18 protein-coding genes and 2 tRNA genes are annotated in these 19,049 nt (G+C 70.9%); 13 read left to right on the top strand and 7 right to left on the bottom strand.

Going from position 1 to position 19,049, the window contains the following annotated elements; genetic code table 11:
• Positions 1–57 precede the first annotated feature (57 nt).
• The 3 genes from SMIR_RS11730 (at position 58) to SMIR_RS11720 (ending at position 2,840) form a co-directional block, all read left to right on the top strand.
• Positions 58–131: transfer RNA gene (locus tag SMIR_RS11730), tRNA-Met, on the top strand.
• A 265-nt stretch (positions 132–396) separates the two neighbouring features.
• Positions 397–2,220: a tetratricopeptide repeat protein gene (locus tag SMIR_RS11725; RefSeq protein WP_168495365.1), complete on the top strand. Its 1,824-nt coding sequence runs from the start codon at positions 397–399 to the stop codon at positions 2,218–2,220.
• 546 nt (positions 2,221–2,766) lie between these two features.
• A tRNA-Met gene (locus SMIR_RS11720) sits at positions 2,767–2,840 on the top strand.
• A 111-nt stretch (positions 2,841–2,951) separates the two neighbouring features.
• On the opposite strand, the gene SMIR_RS11715 is transcribed toward SMIR_RS11720, so the two are convergent.
• Positions 2,952–3,368, bottom strand: coding sequence for a Fur family transcriptional regulator (locus SMIR_RS11715; RefSeq protein ID WP_054228161.1), 417 nt, complete (start codon positions 3,366–3,368; stop codon positions 2,952–2,954).
• 135 nt (positions 3,369–3,503) lie between these two features.
• On the opposite strand from SMIR_RS11715, the gene SMIR_RS11710 reads away from it, so the two are divergent.
• Entirely contained in the window at positions 3,504–4,973 is a 1,470-nt protein-coding gene (locus tag SMIR_RS11710; protein ID WP_168495367.1) for a catalase, read from the top strand.
• A gap of 104 nt (positions 4,974–5,077) precedes the next feature.
• On the opposite strand, the gene SMIR_RS11705 is transcribed toward SMIR_RS11710, so the two are convergent.
• Positions 5,078–5,470 carry a CBS domain-containing protein gene (locus SMIR_RS11705; RefSeq protein ID WP_067368643.1) on the bottom strand — a complete coding sequence of 131 codons (393 nt, stop codon included), beginning with the start codon at positions 5,468–5,470 and terminating at the stop codon, positions 5,078–5,080.
• Positions 5,471–5,665: 195 nt separating this feature from the next.
• Positions 5,666–6,466 (bottom strand): histidinol-phosphatase, encoded by an 801-nt coding sequence (gene hisN, locus SMIR_RS11700; protein ID WP_054228280.1) that lies wholly within the window; start codon positions 6,464–6,466, stop codon positions 5,666–5,668.
• A gap of 232 nt (positions 6,467–6,698) precedes the next feature.
• Between hisN and SMIR_RS11695 the strand changes: the two genes are divergently transcribed.
• Complete coding sequence (locus SMIR_RS11695) at positions 6,699–7,304, top strand: TetR/AcrR family transcriptional regulator (protein ID WP_168495369.1); 606 nt, start codon at positions 6,699–6,701, stop codon at positions 7,302–7,304.
• Positions 7,305–7,458: 154 nt separating this feature from the next.
• Here SMIR_RS11695 and SMIR_RS11690 read toward each other — a convergent pair whose 3' ends face one another.
• From SMIR_RS11690 to SMIR_RS11675, 4 genes are all read right to left on the bottom strand, one after another.
• Positions 7,459–7,782: a DMT family transporter gene (locus tag SMIR_RS11690; protein WP_067368647.1), complete on the bottom strand. Its 324-nt coding sequence runs from the start codon at positions 7,780–7,782 to the stop codon at positions 7,459–7,461.
• A gap of 145 nt (positions 7,783–7,927) precedes the next feature.
• Positions 7,928–8,938 carry a ribosome small subunit-dependent GTPase A gene (gene rsgA / locus SMIR_RS11685; protein ID WP_168495371.1) on the bottom strand — a complete coding sequence of 337 codons (1,011 nt, stop codon included), beginning with the start codon at positions 8,936–8,938 and terminating at the stop codon, positions 7,928–7,930.
• Between the two features lie 16 nt (positions 8,939–8,954).
• Positions 8,955–10,295: a 3-phosphoshikimate 1-carboxyvinyltransferase gene (gene aroA, locus SMIR_RS11680; RefSeq protein ID WP_168495373.1), complete on the bottom strand. Its 1,341-nt coding sequence runs from the start codon at positions 10,293–10,295 to the stop codon at positions 8,955–8,957.
• A gap of 101 nt (positions 10,296–10,396) precedes the next feature.
• Positions 10,397–11,119, bottom strand: coding sequence for a M50 family metallopeptidase (locus SMIR_RS11675; RefSeq protein ID WP_168495375.1), 723 nt, complete (start codon positions 11,117–11,119; stop codon positions 10,397–10,399).
• A gap of 50 nt (positions 11,120–11,169) precedes the next feature.
• Between SMIR_RS11675 and SMIR_RS11670 the strand changes: the two genes are divergently transcribed.
• The 8 genes from SMIR_RS11670 to def all read left to right on the top strand — a co-directional run bounded on the left by SMIR_RS11670 (position 11,170) and on the right by def (position 18,756).
• Entirely contained in the window at positions 11,170–11,985 is an 816-nt protein-coding gene (locus tag SMIR_RS11670; protein ID WP_168495377.1) for an SOS response-associated peptidase, read from the top strand.
• Positions 11,986–12,048: 63 nt separating this feature from the next.
• Complete coding sequence (locus SMIR_RS11665; RefSeq protein ID WP_211119068.1) at positions 12,049–12,681, top strand: alpha/beta hydrolase family protein; 633 nt, start codon at positions 12,049–12,051, stop codon at positions 12,679–12,681.
• A 255-nt stretch (positions 12,682–12,936) separates the two neighbouring features.
• The gene (gene sigR, locus SMIR_RS11660; protein WP_054228152.1) at positions 12,937–13,620 is read left to right on the top strand and encodes an RNA polymerase sigma factor SigR; all 684 of its coding nucleotides are present in this window, start codon (positions 12,937–12,939) and stop codon (positions 13,618–13,620) included.
• Positions 13,617–13,919: a mycothiol system anti-sigma-R factor gene (gene rsrA / locus SMIR_RS11655; protein ID WP_054228151.1), complete on the top strand. Its 303-nt coding sequence runs from the start codon at positions 13,617–13,619 to the stop codon at positions 13,917–13,919. Before sigR ends, rsrA begins: the two co-directional genes overlap by 4 nt.
• Positions 13,920–14,074: 155 nt before the next feature.
• The gene (locus tag SMIR_RS11650; RefSeq protein ID WP_212726963.1) at positions 14,075–15,544 is read left to right on the top strand and encodes an HD-GYP domain-containing protein; all 1,470 of its coding nucleotides are present in this window, start codon (positions 14,075–14,077) and stop codon (positions 15,542–15,544) included.
• Positions 15,541–16,821, top strand: a complete 1,281-nt coding sequence (locus SMIR_RS11645; protein WP_168495381.1) for an HD-GYP domain-containing protein — start codon at positions 15,541–15,543, stop codon at positions 16,819–16,821. Before SMIR_RS11650 ends, SMIR_RS11645 begins: the two co-directional genes overlap by 4 nt.
• Positions 16,822–16,974: 153 nt before the next feature.
• Positions 16,975–17,955 carry a tetratricopeptide repeat protein gene (locus SMIR_RS11640; RefSeq protein ID WP_212726962.1) on the top strand — a complete coding sequence of 327 codons (981 nt, stop codon included), beginning with the start codon at positions 16,975–16,977 and terminating at the stop codon, positions 17,953–17,955.
• 150 nt (positions 17,956–18,105) lie between these two features.
• Positions 18,106–18,756, top strand: coding sequence for a peptide deformylase (def, locus tag SMIR_RS11635; protein WP_168495385.1), 651 nt, complete (start codon positions 18,106–18,108; stop codon positions 18,754–18,756).
• Positions 18,757–19,049: the final 293 nt, after the last annotated feature.

The following is a 19,049-nucleotide window of genomic DNA, read 5'->3' as shown; positions in this document are numbered from 1 at the left end:
GGATCAGCCGCTGGTCAGAGGCCACCTCCGCGCCGTGGTACGGTTGCAACACAACGGCGCGGGGTGGAGCAGCTCGGTAGCTCGCTGGGCTCATAACCCAGAGGTCGCAGGTTCAAATCCTGTCCCCGCTACTGAAAAGCGAAGGCCCGGATCCTCTCAGGATCCGGGCCTTCGTTGTGTGCGCACACGTGTACTGCACTCGTATGGCGACCTGAGTAGGACGCGTGCGCGGGGTGCGGGCGGCGACCATGGGCGACGCGCCGAAGGCTGCGCCATCCGTGGGGAGTTGGGAAAACTGTGTTTGACTTGTCTCTCTGTGGGCATGTCGACAAAACGCTGAAGTGACCTCACTGACTGCGGTATACCAGGTGTACCCAGGTTGCAGGTGGTGCGACGATGGACGTTATGGGGGACAAGGCAACTCTGTTGGAGACAGGGCGTTTTGTGCAGCCTTCAAACCGGGACGAAACCGGCGAGGCTGCCGAGGAAGCACGTCAGCGGCTCGCCGCCGAGGCCGGCGACGTCGAGGCGATGAGTGTCCTCGGAGCGATGCTGCTGCGCCGCGGTGATCTCGACGGAGCCGAGCCTCAGTTGCGCGCTGCCACCGCCGCCGGTGACCGCGCCGCCGCCAACAACCTTGGTGTCCTTCTGCACCAGCGCGGTTATGCCGACGACGCCGCCGGGTGGTGGCGGATCGCCGCCGTCGCCGGGTCCGCGGCCGCCGCGCACGCGCTCGGGCGCTATCACCGGGAGCGGGGAGACGAGCCTGCAGCCGAGTACTGGCTGCGCCAGTCCGCCGAGCAGGGGCATGCCCTCGGGGCGTACGCGCTCGCCGATCTGCTGGAGCACCGCGGTGACGTCGGCGCGGAGCAGTGGATGCGGGCGGCCGCCGAGCGGGGGCACCGCGAGGCCGCGTACCGGCTCGCGCGCACGCTCGACCGCAAGGCCGCGGACGCGGGCGAGGGCCGGGGCGACAACGGTGTCATCGGGGTCATAGGAGCCGCCGGTGAAGAGGCCGAGCAGTGGTACCGGCAGGCCGCCGCGCGGGGGCACCGGCGGGCCGCGCTGCACCTCGGGGCGATCCTGGAGAAGCGGGGGCACCTCAAGGAGGCCGGGCGCTGGTATCTGACGTCGGCCAAGGACGGAGAGGCGCGGGCCGCCTGCGCGCTCGGGTTCCTGCTGCGGGACGCGGGGGACACGGAGAGCGCGGCCGTGTGGTGGCTGCGGGCCGCGCAGGACGGGGACGGGAACGCCGCGAACGCGCTGGGGGCGCTGCACGCCGAGCGCGGCGAGACGCAGACCGCGGAGCGGTGGTACCGGGCCGCCATGGACGCCGGTGATGTGAACGGCGCGTACAACCTCGGGCTGCTCTGCGCCGAGCAGGGGCGGACCGCGCAGGCCGAGCAGTGGTATCGGCGGGCCGCGTACGCGGGGCACCGTGAGGCCGCGAACGCGCTGGCGATCCTGTTGCTTCAGGTCGGTGACTCGGCAGGGGCCGAGCCGTGGTTCTCCAAGGCCGCGGAGGCCGGGAGTGTGGACGCCGCGTTCAACCTCGGGATCCTGCATGCCGGGCGGGGGAGCGAGGACGACGAGGAGGCGGCGCTGCGGTGGTACGAGCGGGCGGCTTCCGCCGGGCACACCGAGGCGGCGCTGCAGGTCGGTATCGCGCGGCTGCGGGACGGGGACGAGCTGGAGGCGGAGCGGCATCTGAGGTGTGCGGCGGGGGGCGGTAGCGCGGAGGCCGCGTATCGGCTGGCCGCCGTGCTCGACGCTCGGCGGCCGCCGGCGCCCGCGCATGAGCTCGGGGAGCCGGCGCAGGAGAAGAGTGAGTGCGAGGAGTGGTACGAGCGGGCTGCCTCCCTCGGGCATCGGCGGGCCCAGGTGCGGGTCGGGATGCTCGCCGCGGCTCGGGGTGATGTGGTGGAGGCGGCTCGGTGGTACCGGTCGGCCGCGGAGGCCGGGTCTCGGAACGGGGCCTTCAATCTGGGGCTGCTGTTGGCTCGGGAGGGGAGTGAGCCGGAGGCCGCGTTGTGGTGGACCCGGGCGGCGGACGCGGGGCATGGGCGGGCGGCGCTTCGGCTTGCGCTCGTGTATGCGCGACGGGGGGAGCTGGCGGAGGGACAGCGGTGGGCTGATCGGGCGGTTGCGCTGGGGCCTGCGGAGGTGGCTGAGCGGGCGGCTCGGTTGCGGGATGCGTTGCGGCAGGAGTTGTCTGCGTGAGCGTGTGGCGGTGGGTGGGGGCTGGCCTTGGCTTGTTCTCGCCCCCCGCCGCCCCTACCCGACCCATCCCAGGGGCTGCGCCCCTGACCCCCTGCGGGGCTGCGCCCCTGCGCCCCATCGGGTTGGCTCTGACCCCTCTGCGGGCTGCGGGGCTGCGCCCCACCGGGCTGCCCCTGGCCTCCTGCGGGGCTGTGCCCCTGGACCCCGCTGGAGCCCCGCCCCCCGGCATCCGTCAGGGCCTCCGCTCCCGAAACCCGGAGGGCCCCCAACCTGAAACCCGGAGGGCTCCTGCCCTGAACCCCGGACACCCCCTCCTCGAACCCCGAAGACCTCCCCGAACCCCGTGGGGCTCCCCCCTCGAACCCCGTGGGGCTCCCCCCGAACCCCGTGGGGCTTCGTCCCGACCCCCGTGGGGGCTTCTCGTCGTAGCCCACGGGGGGCGACCCTGGACCCCTTCGCTTGAAGGGGGCGCGTTCGAGCGTCGTAGGGAGCCGTCTACGGGATTTGCGCTGGTCCACCTGGTTGACGTAATGTTCAGTTCATCGACGCGGGGTGGAGCAGCTCGGTAGCTCGCTGGGCTCATAACCCAGAGGTCGCAGGTTCAAATCCTGTCCCCGCTACTTGAAGGCGAAGGACCCAGATCATTCAGATCTGGGTCCTTCGGCGTTTTCGGGGATGTTGGAGGGAAGGGAAAGCCCCGGCGTCCGTGGAGGCCGGGGGCTTCGGGGGAGTCAGGCCGATGCGCAGGTGGGGCACAGGCCCCGGTATGTCACCTCTACGTCCGAGACCGTGAAGCCGAAGCGCTCCGAGTCGGGGAGGTCGGCGAGCGGGTTGCCGCTCGGGTGGACGTCGCGGATCGAGCCGCACTGGGCGCAGACCAGGTGGTGGTGCGGACGGTGCGCGTTCGGGTCGTAGCGCTTGGCGCGCTTGTCCGTCGCGACTTCCAGCACCTCGCCGAGCGAGACCAGCTCACCCAACGTGTTGTAGACGGTCGCCCGGGAGATCTCGGGCAGCTTGGCGACAGCTCGGGCATGCACCTCGTCGGCCGTCAGATGGACGTGATCGCCGTCGAGGACCTCGGCCACGACACGCCGCTGCGCGGTCATTCGCCATCCGCGTCCGCGCAGTCGTTCCAACAGGTCACTCATACAGGCCAGCTTAACAGCAAGATGACCAGATCCTGAATGGGTGTGAATTTGGACGAGTGATTGACTTAGATATTGTCTAATGTAGGATCGATTCGGCATTAGCCATCGGGTGGGACTGGGCAGGACTGGTCCGGAATGACGCAGGAGGCGCACGTGACGCAGGGACCGCTTACGACGGAGGCCGGCGCGCCGGTGGCCGACAACCAGAACAGCGAGACCGCGGGCGTCGGAGGCCCGGTGCTCGTTCAGGACCAGCTGCTTCTCGAGAAGCTCGCCCACTTCAACCGTGAGCGCATCCCGGAGCGTGTCGTGCACGCCCGTGGCGCCGCCGCCTACGGCACCTTCACGGTCACCGCGGATATCACCCCCTACACCCGCGCCGCGTTCCTCTCCGAGGTCGGCAAGCAGACCGAGACCTTTCTACGGTTCTCGACGGTGGCCGGCAACCTCGGCTCCGCGGACGCGGTCCGTGACCCCCGCGGCTTCGCGCTGAAGTTCTACACCGAGGAGGGCAACTACGACCTCGTCGGCAACAACACCCCGGTGTTCTTCATCAAGGACGCCATCAAGTTCCCCGACTTCATCCACACGCAGAAGCGCGACCCGTACACCGGTTCGCAGGAGGCCGACAATGTGTGGGATTTCTGGGGTCTCAGCCCCGAGAGCACGCATCAGGTGACCTGGCTCTTCGGTGACCGGGGGATCCCGGCCTCCTACCGGCATCTCAACGGGTACGGCTCGCACACGTTCCAGTGGAACAACGAGGCCGGCGAGGTCTTCTGGGTCAAGTACCACTTCAAGACCGACCAGGGCATCAAGAACCTCACCCAGGCAGAGGCCGACAAGCTTGCCGGTGAGGACCCCGACTCCCACCAGCGCGACCTGCGCGAGGCCATCGAGCGCGGTGAGTTCCCGTCCTGGACCGTGCAGGTGCAGATCATGCCGGCGGCCGACGCGGCGACCTACCGGTTCAACCCGTTCGACCTCACCAAGGTGTGGCCGCACGAGGACTACCCGCCGATCGAGATCGGCAGGCTGGAGCTCAACCGCAACCCGGAGAACATCTTCGCCGAGGTCGAGCAGTCCATCTTCTCGCCGGCGCACTTCGTGCCGGGCATCGGGCCTTCGCCCGACAAGATGCTTCAGGGGCGGCTCTTCGCCTATGGCGACGCGCACCGATACCGCGTCGGCATCAACGCCGACCACCTGCCGGTGAACCGCCCGCACGCCGCCGAGGCGCGCACGAACTCCCGTGACGGTTCCCTGTACGACGGCCGTCACAGGGGCGCGAAGAACTACGAGCCGAACAGCTTCGGCGGTCCGTTCCAGACGGACCGGCCGCTGTGGCAGCCGATCGCGGTGACCGGCCACACCGGTGAGACCGGGGCGCCGCCCCACTCCGAGGACGACGACTTCGTGCAGGCGGGCAATCTGTACCGCCTGATGTCGGAGGACGAGCAGGGGCGTCTGATCGCGAACCTGGCGGGTTTCATCGCCAAGGTCTCCCGTGACGACATCGCCGAGCGCGCGATCGACAACTTCCGTCAGGCTGACGAAGACTTCGGCAAGCGGCTGGAGGCCGCGGTCCAGGCCCTGCGCGGCTGACAACCAGCACTGGATCGCTTGTCGTGGGCGGTGGGCCGGATCCCCCTGAGTGATGTAGGGGGTCCGGCCCGTCGGCATGTGCGGGCCCGGCGGCTCCCGGGCGTCTACGCGGGTACCCGCTGCCGCTTCGGTGCCCAGCAGCGGATGATGTCGCGGACCGAGACGATGCCGACCGGGCCGTTGTCGTCGAGCACGATCAGGTGTCGGAAGCCGCCGTGTGCCATCGCCGCCGCGGCCTCCTCCAGGGTCCAGACGGGGGCGGCGAAGACGACGTCGGTCGTGGTGTGGGTGCCCGCGGTCTCGGTGTCCGGGTTCTGTCCGAGGGCGATCGAGTTGAGGATGTCGCGTTCGGTGAGGATGCCGAGGCCGGAGGAGTCCTCGTCGTGGACGACGGCCGCGCCTACGCGGCGGGAGGACATCAGGCAGGCCGCCTGACGGAGAGTGTGTGCCGGGCCGATGGTCAGGACCACCGTGCTCATGGCGTCGCGGACGAGCATGGGCTGGAGCCACCTCCTTGGTGAAGCGCCAAGAGAAGCGATTCACAAGTTCACAAGTGGGGGGACTCTCAGAGTCGCAGTTAAAGGGAGGGTCAACAAGAGGGCGTGCGGTGAGTTTCGGGGGCGCCCATGGGTCACAAGGGCGCGCCACCGGCTCTTCAGCACCGCTGGTTCGGATCCCGGCAGCTCGTCGGCTCAGTACCGCTGGTTCAGATAACCGAGCAGCTCGTCGTGGAGGATGCCGTTCGACGCGGCCGCGTTGCCGCTGTGCGGGCCCGGGCGGCCGTCGAGGCCCGTGAAGGATCCGCCCGCCTCGGTCACCACGATCGCGTTCGCCGCCATGTCCCACAGCGACAGCTCGGGCTCCGCACAGATGTCTACCGAACCCTCCGCGACCATCATGTACGGCCAGAAGTCGCCGTAACCGCGTGTGCGCCAGACCGCCTTCGTCAGGTCAAGGAAGCCGTCGAGGCGGCCCTGGTCCTCCCAGCCGGACAGCGAGGAGTACGCGAAGGACGCGTCGGCCATCCGCGAGACCTGGGAGACCTTCAGACGCGTGGCCGAGGACAGGCTGCGGCCGGTGAACGCGCCGTGCCCCTTCGCCGCCCACCAGCGGCGGCCCAGCGCCGGCGCGGAGACCACCCCGACCACCGGTTGGTAGCCGCCCTCGGCCGCTTCCATCAGGGAGATCAGCGTGGCCCAGACGGGCACCCCGCGGACGTAGTTCTTGGTGCCGTCGATCGGGTCGATCACCCAGCGGCGCGGGCCGGTGCCCTCGATGCCGTACTCCTCGCCGAGGATCGCGTCGCGCGGCCGTGCCCGCTGGAGGTGGCCGCGGATCAGCTCCTCGGCGGCCTTGTCCGCCTCGCTCACCGGCGTCATGTCCGGCTTGGTCTCGACCTTGAGGTCGAGCGCCTTGAACCGGTCCATCGTCGCCGCGTCGGCGGCGTCCGCCAGGACATGGGCCAGGCGCAGGTCATCGCGATAGTCGGGCATGACTGCACCGTATATGGCCCACTCGGGCCACAGCCATACGGCCCGGGGGATCTTCGGGCACGGTCACGGGGCTCGGGGCGCCTCGGGGCGCGGGCCGCACGGCCTGGTTGATCATCGCGGCGTGCGGGGGTCGGCGTACGCCCCTCGACGCCGCCGCGAACCCTTGACAGTGCCCCTGTGCGCGTCAAATCTGAGCTGCAGTGCCGCCCGCTCGCCCCCAGGGAGGCGAAAGATGCCTGCAGCGCGGGAATCCCTTCTGGATGCCGCCTATACGGCGCTCGCACACCGCCCGTGGTCCACGGTGCGGATGGTCGACGTCGCCGCCGTGGCCGGTGTGTCCCGCCAGACGCTGTACAACGAGTTCGGAAGCAAGGAGGGGCTCGCACGCGCCCTCGTACGGCGGGAGGCCGACGGCTATCTCGCCGGGGTCGAGCGTGCGCTGGCCGCCCACGCGGACGCGCGCGAGCGGCTGGTCGCGACCGCCGAGTGGACCACGTCGGCGGCCCGGGCCAACGCGCTCGTACGGGCCATGCTGACCGGGTGCTGGAGTGAGCGGCTGCCGTCGCCGACGCTCTCGGCGGTGCCGTCGTCGTCCGCGGTGCCCGCGCAGCGGAGGGCGGACGGGCCGTTGCCCTCGCCGGCGGACTTCGTGGCGCTCGTACGGGACCGAGCCGTCGCGGCGTTGTCCGGGCCCGGGGCGATGAGGGGGGACGTGGGGGAGTTGACCGGGGCGTGTGAGTTGGTGGTGCGGTTGTCGTTGTCGTGTGTGGCGGCTCCGCCGGGGGAGGGTGGGGTGACGGAGCTGGTACGCGGTGCGTTGCCACGGCAGTTGAGGTGACGCCTTCCGGGGTGCCTCGGCAGCTGGGCGGGCGGGTGCGAGTCGTTGTGGCTGGTCGCGCGGTTCCCCGCACCCTCCCAGAAGACTTCGCCGCGCCCCCGAGAAGACATGCCGCGCCCCCGAGAAGACTTCCCCGCACCCCTGACGGGGCGCCTCAGTGAGCGGAGCCCGAGAGCTGTAGGCCGATGACGCCGATGATGACGAAGCTGATGGAGACGATCTTGAGCGTCGACACCAGGTCGCCGAGGAAGATCATGCCGTAGATGGCGGTGCCCGCCGCGCCGATGCCGGTCCATACCGCGTACGCCGGGCCGACGTCGAGCTTGCGCAGGGCGAGGGTCAGCAGACCGAAGCTGCCGAGCGCGAAGACGCAGAAGGCGACCGTCGGCCAGAGTCTCGTGAAGCCGTGCGAGAGTTTCAGACAGACGGCGAAGCCGGTTTCGAGCAGTCCCGCCACAACGACCAGCAGCCACGCCATGTTTCGTCCTCCCGTGTCCGCACGTCGACTGCTTGGTCCGGCCTGGGTCCGGCTTGGTGCGATTATGCATTTGCCGACCGGCTAAGCACTTACCGACGGGCCGCCCACGCAAACAACGCGGAGGTCACAAGGGGGCTCAGGGGACTCAGTCACCCTCCGTGCGCTCGCGCGTCGCCAGCAGCCGGCGCAGGGAGTAGAGCCGCTGCGGGTCCGCGTGGCCGTCCGCCACCCACTGGTCCAGCGCGCAGTCCGGTTCGTCGTGGCTGCACGCGCGCGGACAGCCTTCGGTACCGGGTTCGAGGTCGGGGAAGGCGTGGATGACCCGGGACGGGTCGACGTGGTGCAGGCCGAAGGAGCGGACGCCCGGAGTGTCGATGACCCAGCCCTCACTGCCCGGGAGCGGGATCGCGCGCGCCGAGGTCGTGGTGTGCCGGCCGCGGCCCGTGACGGCGTTCACGTGGCCGGTGCTGCGCCGCCGCTCCTGCGAGACCAGCGCGTTCACCAGGGTCGTCTTGCCGACGCCGGAATGCCCGACGAACGCCGTGATCTTGCCGTCCAGCTGCTTGCGCACCCGGTCCACCGCCGCGCCGCTCTCCAGCTCCTCACGGCTCGTCACGACGTAGGGGACGCCCAACGCCCCGTACAGCGCGAGGAGTTCGTCGGGCGGGGCAAGGTCCGACTTGGTCAGCACCAGCAGGGGTTCCAGGCCGGCGTCGTACGCCGCGACCAGGCAGCGGTCGATCAGGCGCGGGCGCGGCTCGGGGTCGGCGAGGGCGGTGACGATGGCGAGCTGGTCGGCGTTGGCGACGACCACGCGCTCGTAGGGGTCGTCGTCGTCGGCCGTGCGGCGCAGTACCGAGCTGCGCGGCTCGATGCGGACGATGCGGGCGAGGGTGTCCTTCTCGCCGGACAGATCGCCGACGATCGCGACCCGGTCACCGACGACGGCGGCCTTGCGGCCCAGCTCGCGGGCCTTCATCGCCGTCACGAGGCGGTCCTCGACGAGGCAGGTCAGGCGGCCCCGGTCGACGGTGACGACCATGCCCTCGACCGCCTCCTCGTGCTTGGGGCGGATGTTCGTACGCGGACGGTTGCCCTTGCGGTTGGGGCGCTGGCGGATGTCGTCCTCGTCGGTGTGCTTGCCGTAGCGGCGCATGATCCCGGTCCGCCCGTCAGTTCCCGAGCATTCCGGTCCACAGATCGGGGAAGTCCGGCAGGGTCTTCGCCGTCGTCGCCACGTTCTCGATCTGCACCCCCTCCACCACCAGCCCGATGATCGCGCCGGCGGTCGCCATGCGGTGGTCGTCGTAGGTGTGGAAGATGCCGCCGTGCAGTCGGCGCGGGCGGATGTGCAGGCCGTCGGCGGTCTCGGTGACGTCACCGCCGAGTTCGTTGATCTCCTTGGTGAGCGCGGCCAGCCGGTCCGTCTCGTGCAGGCGCAGATGGGCCACGCCCCGCAGGGTGGACGGGGAGTCGGCGAGGGCCGCGACCGCCGCGATGCCCGGGGTCAGCTCGCCGACCTCGCTCAGGTCCACGTCGATGCCGTGGATCGCACCCGAACCGGTGAACTCCAGACCGCTGTCGGTCAGTTCGCAGGAACCGCCCATCTCGGTGAAGATCTCCCGCAGCCGGTCACCGGGCTGGGTGGTGTGCGCGGGCCAGTCGGGGACGACGACCGTGCCGCCGGTCACCAGGGCCGCCGCCAGGAACGGCTGGGCGTTCGACAGGTCCGGCTCGATGATCAGGTCGCGGCCGAGCAGCGCGCCGGGCGTGACCCGCCAGACGTTGGGCTCGCCGCCCGACTCCGGGGTGTCCACCTGCGCGCCGACCGCGCGCAGCATGTCGACCGTCATCCGGATGTGCGGCATCGAGGGCAGCGTCGAGCCGGTGTGCCGGACCTCGACGCCCTGGTTGAAGCGATGGCCGGACAGGAGGAGGGCGCTCACGAACTGGGACGACGAGGACGCGTCGATCTCCACCGGGCCGCCGTCCAGGGCGCCGCCGCCGTGCACGGTCAGCGGCAGCGCGCCGCGGCCGTCGTCGTCGATGCGGGCGCCGAGCAGGCGCAGCGCGTCGATCACCCCGTTCAGCGGGCGCTCGTACGACCGGGGGTCGCCGTCGAAGCGGATGGGGCCGTCCGCGAGGGCGGCGACCGGGGGCAGGAAGCGCATCACGGTGCCGGCGTTGCCGACGTCGACCGTGGCCGGGCCCTGAAGACCCGAGGGGATGACCCGCCAGGCCTCGCCGGAGGCGTCCGGGCCCGCGGCGACCGTGGAGCTGGACGCCACCGTCTCCTCGATGCCGACGCCCATCGCGCGCAGCGCGCCCGCCATCAGCAGCGTGTCGCGGGAGCGCAGCGGGCGGCGCAGCCAGCCCGGCTCCGAGGCGAGCGCGGCGAGGACGAGGGCGCGGTTGGTGACCGACTTGGACCCCGGCACGTGGACCGTCGCGTCGACGGCTCCGCTCGCGTGCGGGGCGGGCCAGAGGGCGGTGTGGGCGGGGTTCGCGGTCATGCGCCCACTTTAGTGGGTGGGGGTGGGGGTAGATCTTGATCAAAAGTGACGGAATGTGAGCGAAAGATTCAGGGGTGCCTCAACGTCCCGGCAGCCGGCACTCAACGCCCCAGCAGCCAGCGGCCGCCGCCCAGCAGGGAGCACAGGGACACCGCGTGGAACAGGAACAGCCACAGCCCCGCCGGGACGTGGGTGAGGCGGGAGAGCTGGTCGGCGTCGGAGTCGCCGGCGCCGCCCCGGCTGCGCTTGGCCTGGAGCTCGAAGGCCGGACGGACGCCGCCGAGCAGCAGGAACCACACCACGGCGTACGCGAACGCCGCCTGCACCTGGGGTCCGGCGAGCCAGGACACCACCAGGAACGTGCCGCCGGTGAGGACCACCGTGAGTGCCCCGTAGGCGTTGCGGATCATCACCAGCATCGCGACGAGCAGGGCCGTGGCCAGCCACAGGAGCAGAGTGATGCGGCCCACGCCCAGCAGCGCGGCGCCGCCGAGGCCGAGCAGCGGGGGAGCGGTGTAGCCGGCCGCCGCTGTGAGGATCATGCCGAGGCCGGTGGGCTTGCCGCGGCTGACGGTGAGGCCACTGGTGTCGGAGTGCAGCCGGATACCACTGAGGCTCCGCCCGGTCAGCAGCGCCACCAGCCCGTGGCCGCCCTCGTGCGCGATGGTGATGGCGTTGCGGGAGACACGCCAGACGCCGTGCGGGACGATCACCGCGAGAGAGGCGACCATGGTGGCTATCACCACCCACAGATCGGGGTCCGGCTGGGTGCCGGAGACCTGGTCCCAGAGCGAGGCCAGCGAGGTGGATGCGGTGCTGTCCATTGTCTGTGGTGGCTCCCTCTGGTGTCGCGGAATCTGGCAGTGTGGCACGTATGTGCGGACGGTATGCAGCGAGTCGTAGGCCCGAGGATCTCGCAGGAATCTTTGAGGTCGAGAAGTGGGATCCCGAGGAGGCCTTGGACCCCGACTACAACGTGGCTCCGACCAAGGAGGTCTATGCCGTCCTCGACCGCCCACTTAAGGACGCGCAGAGCCCGAAGCCGGTTCGCCAGCTGCGCAGACTCAAGTGGGGGCTCGTCCCGTCCTGGGCCAAGACGCCCGAGGGCGGCGCCCGGATGATCAACGCCCGCGCGGAGACCGTGCACGAGAAGCCCTCGTACCGCCGTGCCTTCGCCGCCCGGCGCTGCGTCATCCCCGCCGACGGCTACTACGAGTGGGTCACCGGGTCCACCGAGCGCGATCTCGAGGTCGAGGGCAAGAAGAAGCGGCCGCGCAAGCAGCCGTACTTCGTGCTCCCCGCGGACGGCTCGGTCTTCGCGATGGCCGGGCTGTACGAGTTCTGGCGCGACAGGACGCTCCCCGACGACCACCCCCGGGCCTGGTGGGCGACCTGCTCGGTGATCACGACCGAGGCGGAGACCTCGCCGCTCGCGGTGGCGCCCGCCGAGGGGCCGTACACCCTCGCCGACATTCACCCGCGGATGCCCCTGATGCTCACCCCGGACCGCTGGGACGCCTGGCTCGACCCGGCCCGTACGGATGTCGACGGCCTGCGCGAGCTGCTCGCGCCGCCGCCCGCCGGGCTGATGCGCGCCTATCCCGTCTCCACGGCCGTCAGCAACGTCCGCAACAACGGGCCGGAGCTGCTGAAGGAGCTGGAGGGCCCCGAAGAGGGCACACTTTTCTGACGTGACGGAGCTCATGGGAGCCCGACGTGACGGAGCTCCTGCAAGCCTGACGTGACGGAGATCATGGACGCGATCGAGACGATCGACACGGACGCCGGTACCGCCCGCGTCACCTGGCACCGGGCCGGGAAGCCACGCCTCGTGCTTGCCGTGAGTCACGGCGCGGGCGGTGGTATCGAGGCGCGCGATCTCCAGGCGCTGGCCGCGGTACTGCCCGGGCACGGCGTGAGCGTCGCGCTCGTCGAGCAGCCCTGGCGGGTGGCCGGGAAGAAGCTGGCGCCCGCGCCGAGGACCCTGGACGGGGGATGGCGGGGCCTGTGGCCCACGGTCGCGAAGCCCGGGCTGCCGGTGGTCGCGGGCGGTCGCAGCGCCGGAGCCCGCGTCGCCTGCCGTACGGCGACGGAACTCGGCGCCACCGCCGTCCTCGCCCTCAGTTTCCCGCTGCACCCACCCGGCAAGCCCGAGAAGTCCCGCGCCGACGAACTCCTCGGCGCCGGGGTGCCCACCCTCGTGGTCCAGGGCGGCAACGATCCGTTCGGCAAGCCGGCGGAGTTCCCGAAGGGCTCGCACGATCTGATCGAGGTGCCGTACGGCGATCATGGCTTCGCCGTCCCGAAACGGGCACCGATCGACCAGGATGCGGCCCTGGAGATCATCACCGACGGCGTCGTGAGGTGGATCGCGTCACTCGGGTGACGCACGGGAATGTCGGGCGGCGGACCACTGTTGTGCCGAGCAGACAGCACGGAGCGTGCTGAACCGTTCGAACGAGAGGAAGTCCGCCGCATGGGTTCGACCATCTGCCCGAACCGCAGCAGTAGCCCTGAGCTGGACTGGACGGTGCTGCACGCGGCGAAGACCGCCCCCGTTCGAGCGGCGGCGGGTGTGGATGTTCGTCTATCCTCCGATTCGAGTGGGACCGGTTTCGGTCCTGCCACGTCGCTGGAGGAGGTGGGTCCGGTCACTGGGACCGACGCAGGGACCGATCACGGCCAGGCGGAGCAGCCCGAGGGCCAGGGCACGAGCACGGAGTCGTCCGCCGAGCGCACCGCGCGCTTCGAGCGGGACGCGCTCGAATTCCTCGACCAGATGTACTCGGCCGCCCTGCGCATGACGCGCAACCCGGCCGACGCCGAGGACCTGGTGCAGGAGACGTACGCGAAGGCGTACGCGTCCTTCCACCAGTTCCGCGAGGGCACCAACCTCAAGGCTTGGCTGTATCGCATTCTCACCAACACCTTCATCAACTCGTACCGCAAGAAGCAGCGCGAACCCCAGCGCAGTGCGGCCGAGGAGATCGAGGACTGGCAGCTCGCGCGTGCCGAGTCGCACATGTCGACCGGTCTGCGCTCCGCGGAGTCGCAGGCGCTCGACCACCTGCCCGATTCGGACGTCAAGGCTGCGCTGCAGGCGATCCCCGAGGAATTCCGCATCGCGGTCTATCTCGCTGATGTAGAAGGCTTTGCGTACAAGGAGATCGCGGACATCATGGGGACACCCATCGGTACGGTGATGTCCCGGCTGCACCGGGGCCGTCGCCAACTGCGCGGCATGCTCGAGGACTACGCCCGTGACCGCGGGCTGGTCCCGGCCGGCGCCGGAGAGTCGAACGAAGCGAAAGGCTCGGGCTCATGAGCTGCGGAGAGCCGCACGAGACGGATTGCAGTGAGGTACTCGATCACCTGTACGAGTTCCTCGATCATGAGATGCCGGACTCGGACTGCACCAAGTTCGAGGTGCACTTCGAGGAGTGCTCCCCGTGTCTCGAGAAGTACGGACTCGAGCAGGCCGTGAAGAAGCTGGTCAAGCGGTGCTGCGGCCAGGACGACGTGCCGACCGATCTGCGCGCCAAGGTCATGGGCCGTATCGACCTGATCCGGTCCGGTCAGACCGTGCCCGAGCACGACGTCACCGCGACACCCCAGGAGTCCTGAACTCCCCGGGGAGATCGTCCGGTTATCACCCGAACGTGCTAATCCGCGGGCTCCGAGCCCGCGGATTCGGCCATTGCCGCCCCCGTACCGTTCCCCTCGTCCTAGGCTCCGGAGCCTGACCGGGGCAGGGGACGTCCGGGGGAGGGAACGAGGCGATGGGGTCGATTCCGGCGTGGGCGCGTTTCTACGTCGTCTGTGTCGTCGCCGCCGCCCTGGCCTGCCTGGCTCCGCTGCCCGCCGTTCACGCACCCTGGTGGATCGTCGCCCTGCTGGCAGCGCTGTATGCCGGCTGCGAGCGCATCCCCTTCCCGCAGGGCCCCAAGGGTGCCGCCGCCCGCGTCGCCGAGCGGGGCGCGCCCAGAGGGCTGGGCACCTTCCTGCCCGTGCTGCTCGCCGGGGCCTTTCTGCTGCCGCCGTCGGCCGCCGCGCTCGTGGCGCTGCCGGGCGCGCTGCTCGCCCGTGTCGAACAGCGGCCGCGGTGGCTGCGCCGGGTCTGGCGCGCGGCCCAGCTCGCCGTCGCGGTCTGGGCGGCGTCCCGGGTGCACTGGGCGCTGGGCGGCCGGGACGCGGTCGCCCTGCCCCACTTCCCGTACGCGCTCGTACCCGCCGGGGCCGCGGTGCTCACCTTCTGCGTGGTGCTGACCGCCCTCGACGGCGGGATCCTGGCGCTCGCGGAGCGGGTGCCGGTGCGGGGCGCCTGGCGCGGGCTCTTCTCGCGCTCCCTCGCCTCCGTCGCCGTGCACGGGCTCGCCGGGCTGATGATGGCGGTGCTGTGGCGCAGTCCGTACGGTCCTGTCGCCGCGCTGCTCGTCCTGCTGCCGATGTACGTGTCCTGCTGGGCGTTCGCCCAGTACCACCGGGAGCGGGCCGCCCACCAGGCCACCATCCGGGCCCTCGTGCAGGCCGTCGACATCAAGGACGGGTACACGCGCGGGCACAGCGAGCGGGTCGGGCAGGCGTCCATGATGATCGCCCGTGAGCTGGGCATGGACGACGAGCGCGTCGAAGTGCTGCGGTTCGCCGGGATCCTGCACGACGTGGGGAAACTGGGCGTGCCCACCCGGCTCCTGCGCAAGGACGGGCCGCTGACGCCGGAGGAACGGCGGATCATCGAGCTGCATCCCGAGTACGGGCACGAGATGGTGCGCGGCATCGGCTTCCTCGGAGAGGCGCGGTCGGCGATCCTGCACCACCATGAGCGGATCGACGGGAGCGGGTACCCGTACGGGCTGGTGGGGCGCCAGATCCCGGAGTTCGCACGCGTGGTGGCCGTCGCCGACGCGTTCGACGCGATGACGTCGACCCGGTCCTACCGGCGGGCCCGGCCGGTGCCGGTGGCGCTGGAGGAACTGGAACGGTGTGCGGGGGCGCAGTTCGACCCCGGGATGGTACGGGCCCTGGTACGAGCGCTGGACCGCCACGGGTGGCATCCTGCGGTGACCGCGGGGGTCTACCCGCCCGCTCCGACCGTTTCCAGTCGGACAGAGAGGAACCCGACACGCAAAGACCCGTCCCCGACGAGGACGGGCGCGCGTCCGTCGGGCGCCGACGAGTGCGGCACGGACCGGGAGCCGACGGGTGGCGACCCGCCGTCGAGCGGCGTCGTCGGGCGGAGGCGTCCATGAGTGTCGTCGGGGTGGAGATTCCCGCGTACGGGATCGTCGGGCGAGCCCCCCTCACCCTCACCCTCGTTCACGCGGTCGCCCTGCTCCTCGCGGTCGTCTCGCTGGCCGTCGTCTTCTGGCACGGTCTCGAGGAACGAGGAGTCGCGCTCGCCTTCGGGATCCTCATCGCCGTGGGGGAGCTCACCCGCTGGAGCGGGGCCGAGGAGCGGGAGTCGGCGCCGCTCGCCGCCGCCGGAGCCCTCGCGTACGCGCTGCTCGGCGAGAACGCCGGACACCGCACCGACCACGGCGTCCTCGAGATCGTCGCGGTCGTCGTGGCCGCGGCCCTCATCGGCTGCGTACCGCACGTCGCCCGCGGTCGCGGGCCCACCGCCGACCACCTCACCCGGCGCGTCCTCACCGTCGCCTTCGCCGCCGTCTGCTTCCAACCCCTCTACATCCAGGGAAGGTTGACGGGCTGGAGCGGTCCCTCCTACGCCCTGCTGCTGGTCTCCCTGCTGGTGCTCACCGCGCTGTGCGACGCCGTGCTCGCGGCGGCGATGGCGCACGCCCGGACCCGCTGGCCCTTCGGACCGCTGCTGCGGGACGAGCTGCGGGCCACGCTCGGCATCGGGTCGGCGGTCTGCGCGACCGGGGCCGTGATGTCGCTCGCGGTGGCGGTCGTCGGGCTGTGGGCGCTGCCCGTGTTCTCGCTGCCCCTGCTGCTCACCCAGCTCTCCGTCCGGCGGTTCGCCGCCGTGCGCGTCACCTATCGGCAGACGATCGCCTCACTCGCGCGGGCGACCGAGATCGCCGGGTACACCCCCGCCGGGCACGCCCGGCGGGTCGCCGCGCTCAGCCGGGCCGTCGGCCGTGAGCTGGGGCTGTCCGAGCCCGATCTGACCATCCTGGAGTACGCGGCCCTCATGCACGACATCGGACAGCTCAGCCTCGTCGACCCGGTGCCCGCCGGAGCCACCTCCGCGCTCTCCGCCGACGAGCAGCGGCGCATCGCCCTCCTCGGCGGCGCCGTCGTACGCCAGACCGGCGTGGACGCCGAGGTCGCCGTGGTCGTGGAGCGGCAGGCCGATCCCTACCGGGAGCAGCCGGTCACGGCACGGATCGTGCGGGCCGTCAACGCGTACGAGGAGATGGCCAGGGAAGCAGGCCCGGGCGGGCCCCTCACCGCTTTGGAGAAGCTGCGCCTGGCCACCGCCCGCGACTATCAGCCCGAGGTCGTGGAGTCGCTGGCCAGGGTCCTGTTGCGGGGCAGCCTTACCCTGCCTCAGGCTGGGTAACCCATGGGTAATGAGCGCCCGTCCAACGGTCCGTGGTTGGATGCGAGGAAGAGGGTGTTCGGGGGCACGGGCCAGCCCGGGGCTGCGCTGTCTTCAAGAAACTCTTCAAGGGACCGGCAGGCGGGAAACGCAAGGAACTGGCAGGCGGGAATCGTGAGGATCTTCGGCAAGGGACGGCACCGGCCCTCCGCCTCATGGCGGCAGGCCACCGATCGCGCGTTCACGCTGATCGGCGACGGCCGGTACGAGGACGCGGGAGCGCTGCTGACGCGCGCCGCGGACCTGGAGCCCTGGCTGTCGGAGTCCTGGTTCAACCTGGCACTGCTGCACAAGTTCCGGCACGACTGGGAGCAGGCACGGGCCGCGGGCCTCAGGGCCGTCGCACTCCTCGACCAGGAGGCGGGCGCCCCCGACTGGTGGAACGTCGGGATCGCCGCCACCGCCCTGCAGGACTGGCCGCTGGCCCGCCGCGCCTGGCAGGCGTACGGGCTGCGGGTGCCCGGCGGGGCCGCCGTCTCCGGAGAACCGGTGGGCATGGACCTCGGCAGTGCGGCCGTACGGCTGTCGCCGGAGGGCGAGGCCGAGGTCGTGTGGGGACGCAGGCTCGATCCGGCCCGGGTGGAGGTCCTGTCCATTCCGCTGCCGTCCTCGGGGCGGCGCTGGGGCGAGGTCGTCCTGCACGACGGTGTCCCGCACGGGGAGCGGACGACCGCCGCCGGGCACGCCTATCCCGTCTTCGACGAGATCGAGCTGTGGGCGCCCTCCCCGGTACCCACCTGGGTGGTTCTCCTGGAGGCCGCCACCGAGGAGGACCGGGACGCCCTGGAGCAGCTCGCGGCGGACGCCGGCTTCGCCGCGGAGGACTGGTCCTCGTCCGTACGGCTGCTGTGCCGGATGTGTTCCGAGTCGCGGATGCCGTCCGACGAGGGCGACGGTGAGCACCTCGACCCGCACGACCACAGCGAGCCCGGGCATCCCGGACCGCTCGGTCACCGCACCGACGGGCAGCTGTGGGTGCCGGAGCGGGAGTGCGGTCTCGCTGCGCCGGCTTCGCTGGTCAGGGGGTTGCTGGACGGGTGGGTCGCGGACAGCCCCGACTCCCGGGACTGGCGGGATCTCGAAGAGGTGTGCTGAGCGCTCCGGGTTCGCCACGGGCCGGTGGGGGCTTGTCGCGCCCACGCGGCGGAGCCGCAGATCAACACGGTCCCGCGCCCTCGCGGGGTGCCACCCCCGTACCCTGTATGAGCACCACACCCCTGGTTTCGAGGAAGGCGTACGTCGGTCATGGCGCAGCAGGACACCGAGCAGCAGCACTCTGGAGTGCTCCCCGTGGACGACGAGGGCTTCGTCAACGACACCGAGGACGGTGAGGAGCGCGAGGCGGCCTACCGTGAGCGCGGTACCTCGCGGCCGATCACGGTCGTCGGCAACCCGGTGCTGCACAAGGAGTGCAAGGACGTCACCGAGTTCGGGCCCGAGCTCGACGAGCTGATCGCCGACATGTTCGCCAGCCAGCGCACCGCCGAGGGCGTGGGCCTGGCGGCCAACCAGATCGGCGTCGATCTCAAGGTCTTCGTCTACGACTGCCAGGACGACGAGGGCAAGCGGCACGTCGGTGTCGTCTGCAACCCCGTCCTCGTCGAGCTGCCCGCCGAGCAGCGCCGCCTCGACGACAGCAACGAGGGCTGCCTCTCCGTGCCGACCGCGTACGCGCCGCTGGCCCGCCCCGACTACGCGGAGGTCACCGGGCAGGACGAGAAGGGCAACCCGATCAAGGTGCGCGGCACCGGCTACTTCGCGCGCTGCCTCCAGCACGAGACCGACCACCTGTACGGCTACCTCTACATCGACCGGCTCTCCAAGCGCGAGCGCAAGGAGGCCCTGCGGCAGATGGCCGAGAACGAGCCCCGCTACCCGATCGTCGCGAACGACTAGGACACCGGGACAGGATCTGGTGGGCGACTTGAACGGCTGAGTCGCGGCGGGACAGTTGGGGCTCGCGCGCACTCGCGGACCTGCCCGAGCGGCGTCTGGTCAAGGGGAATCCCCTGACCAGGCGCCGTTCGCATGTGCGTCGCACGTTCGATCCCTTGCGCTCCTCTAGTGATCCATATTCAGTCACGCAAGGGGACATTCTCAGCACTGTGGGGTAGTGAGTGAAGCAAATCCGTTCCCAGAACGGTCAGTTGTGGTGCTGAATGGGAAGTGCGGGGATATGCAACGGCGCA

This window comes from Streptomyces mirabilis (genome assembly GCF_018310535.1).
Taxonomy (GTDB): Bacteria; Actinomycetota; Actinomycetes; order Streptomycetales; family Streptomycetaceae; genus Streptomyces.
Note: the sequence above shows the minus strand (reverse complement) of the source record. Positions and strands in the feature narration are given on the sequence as shown.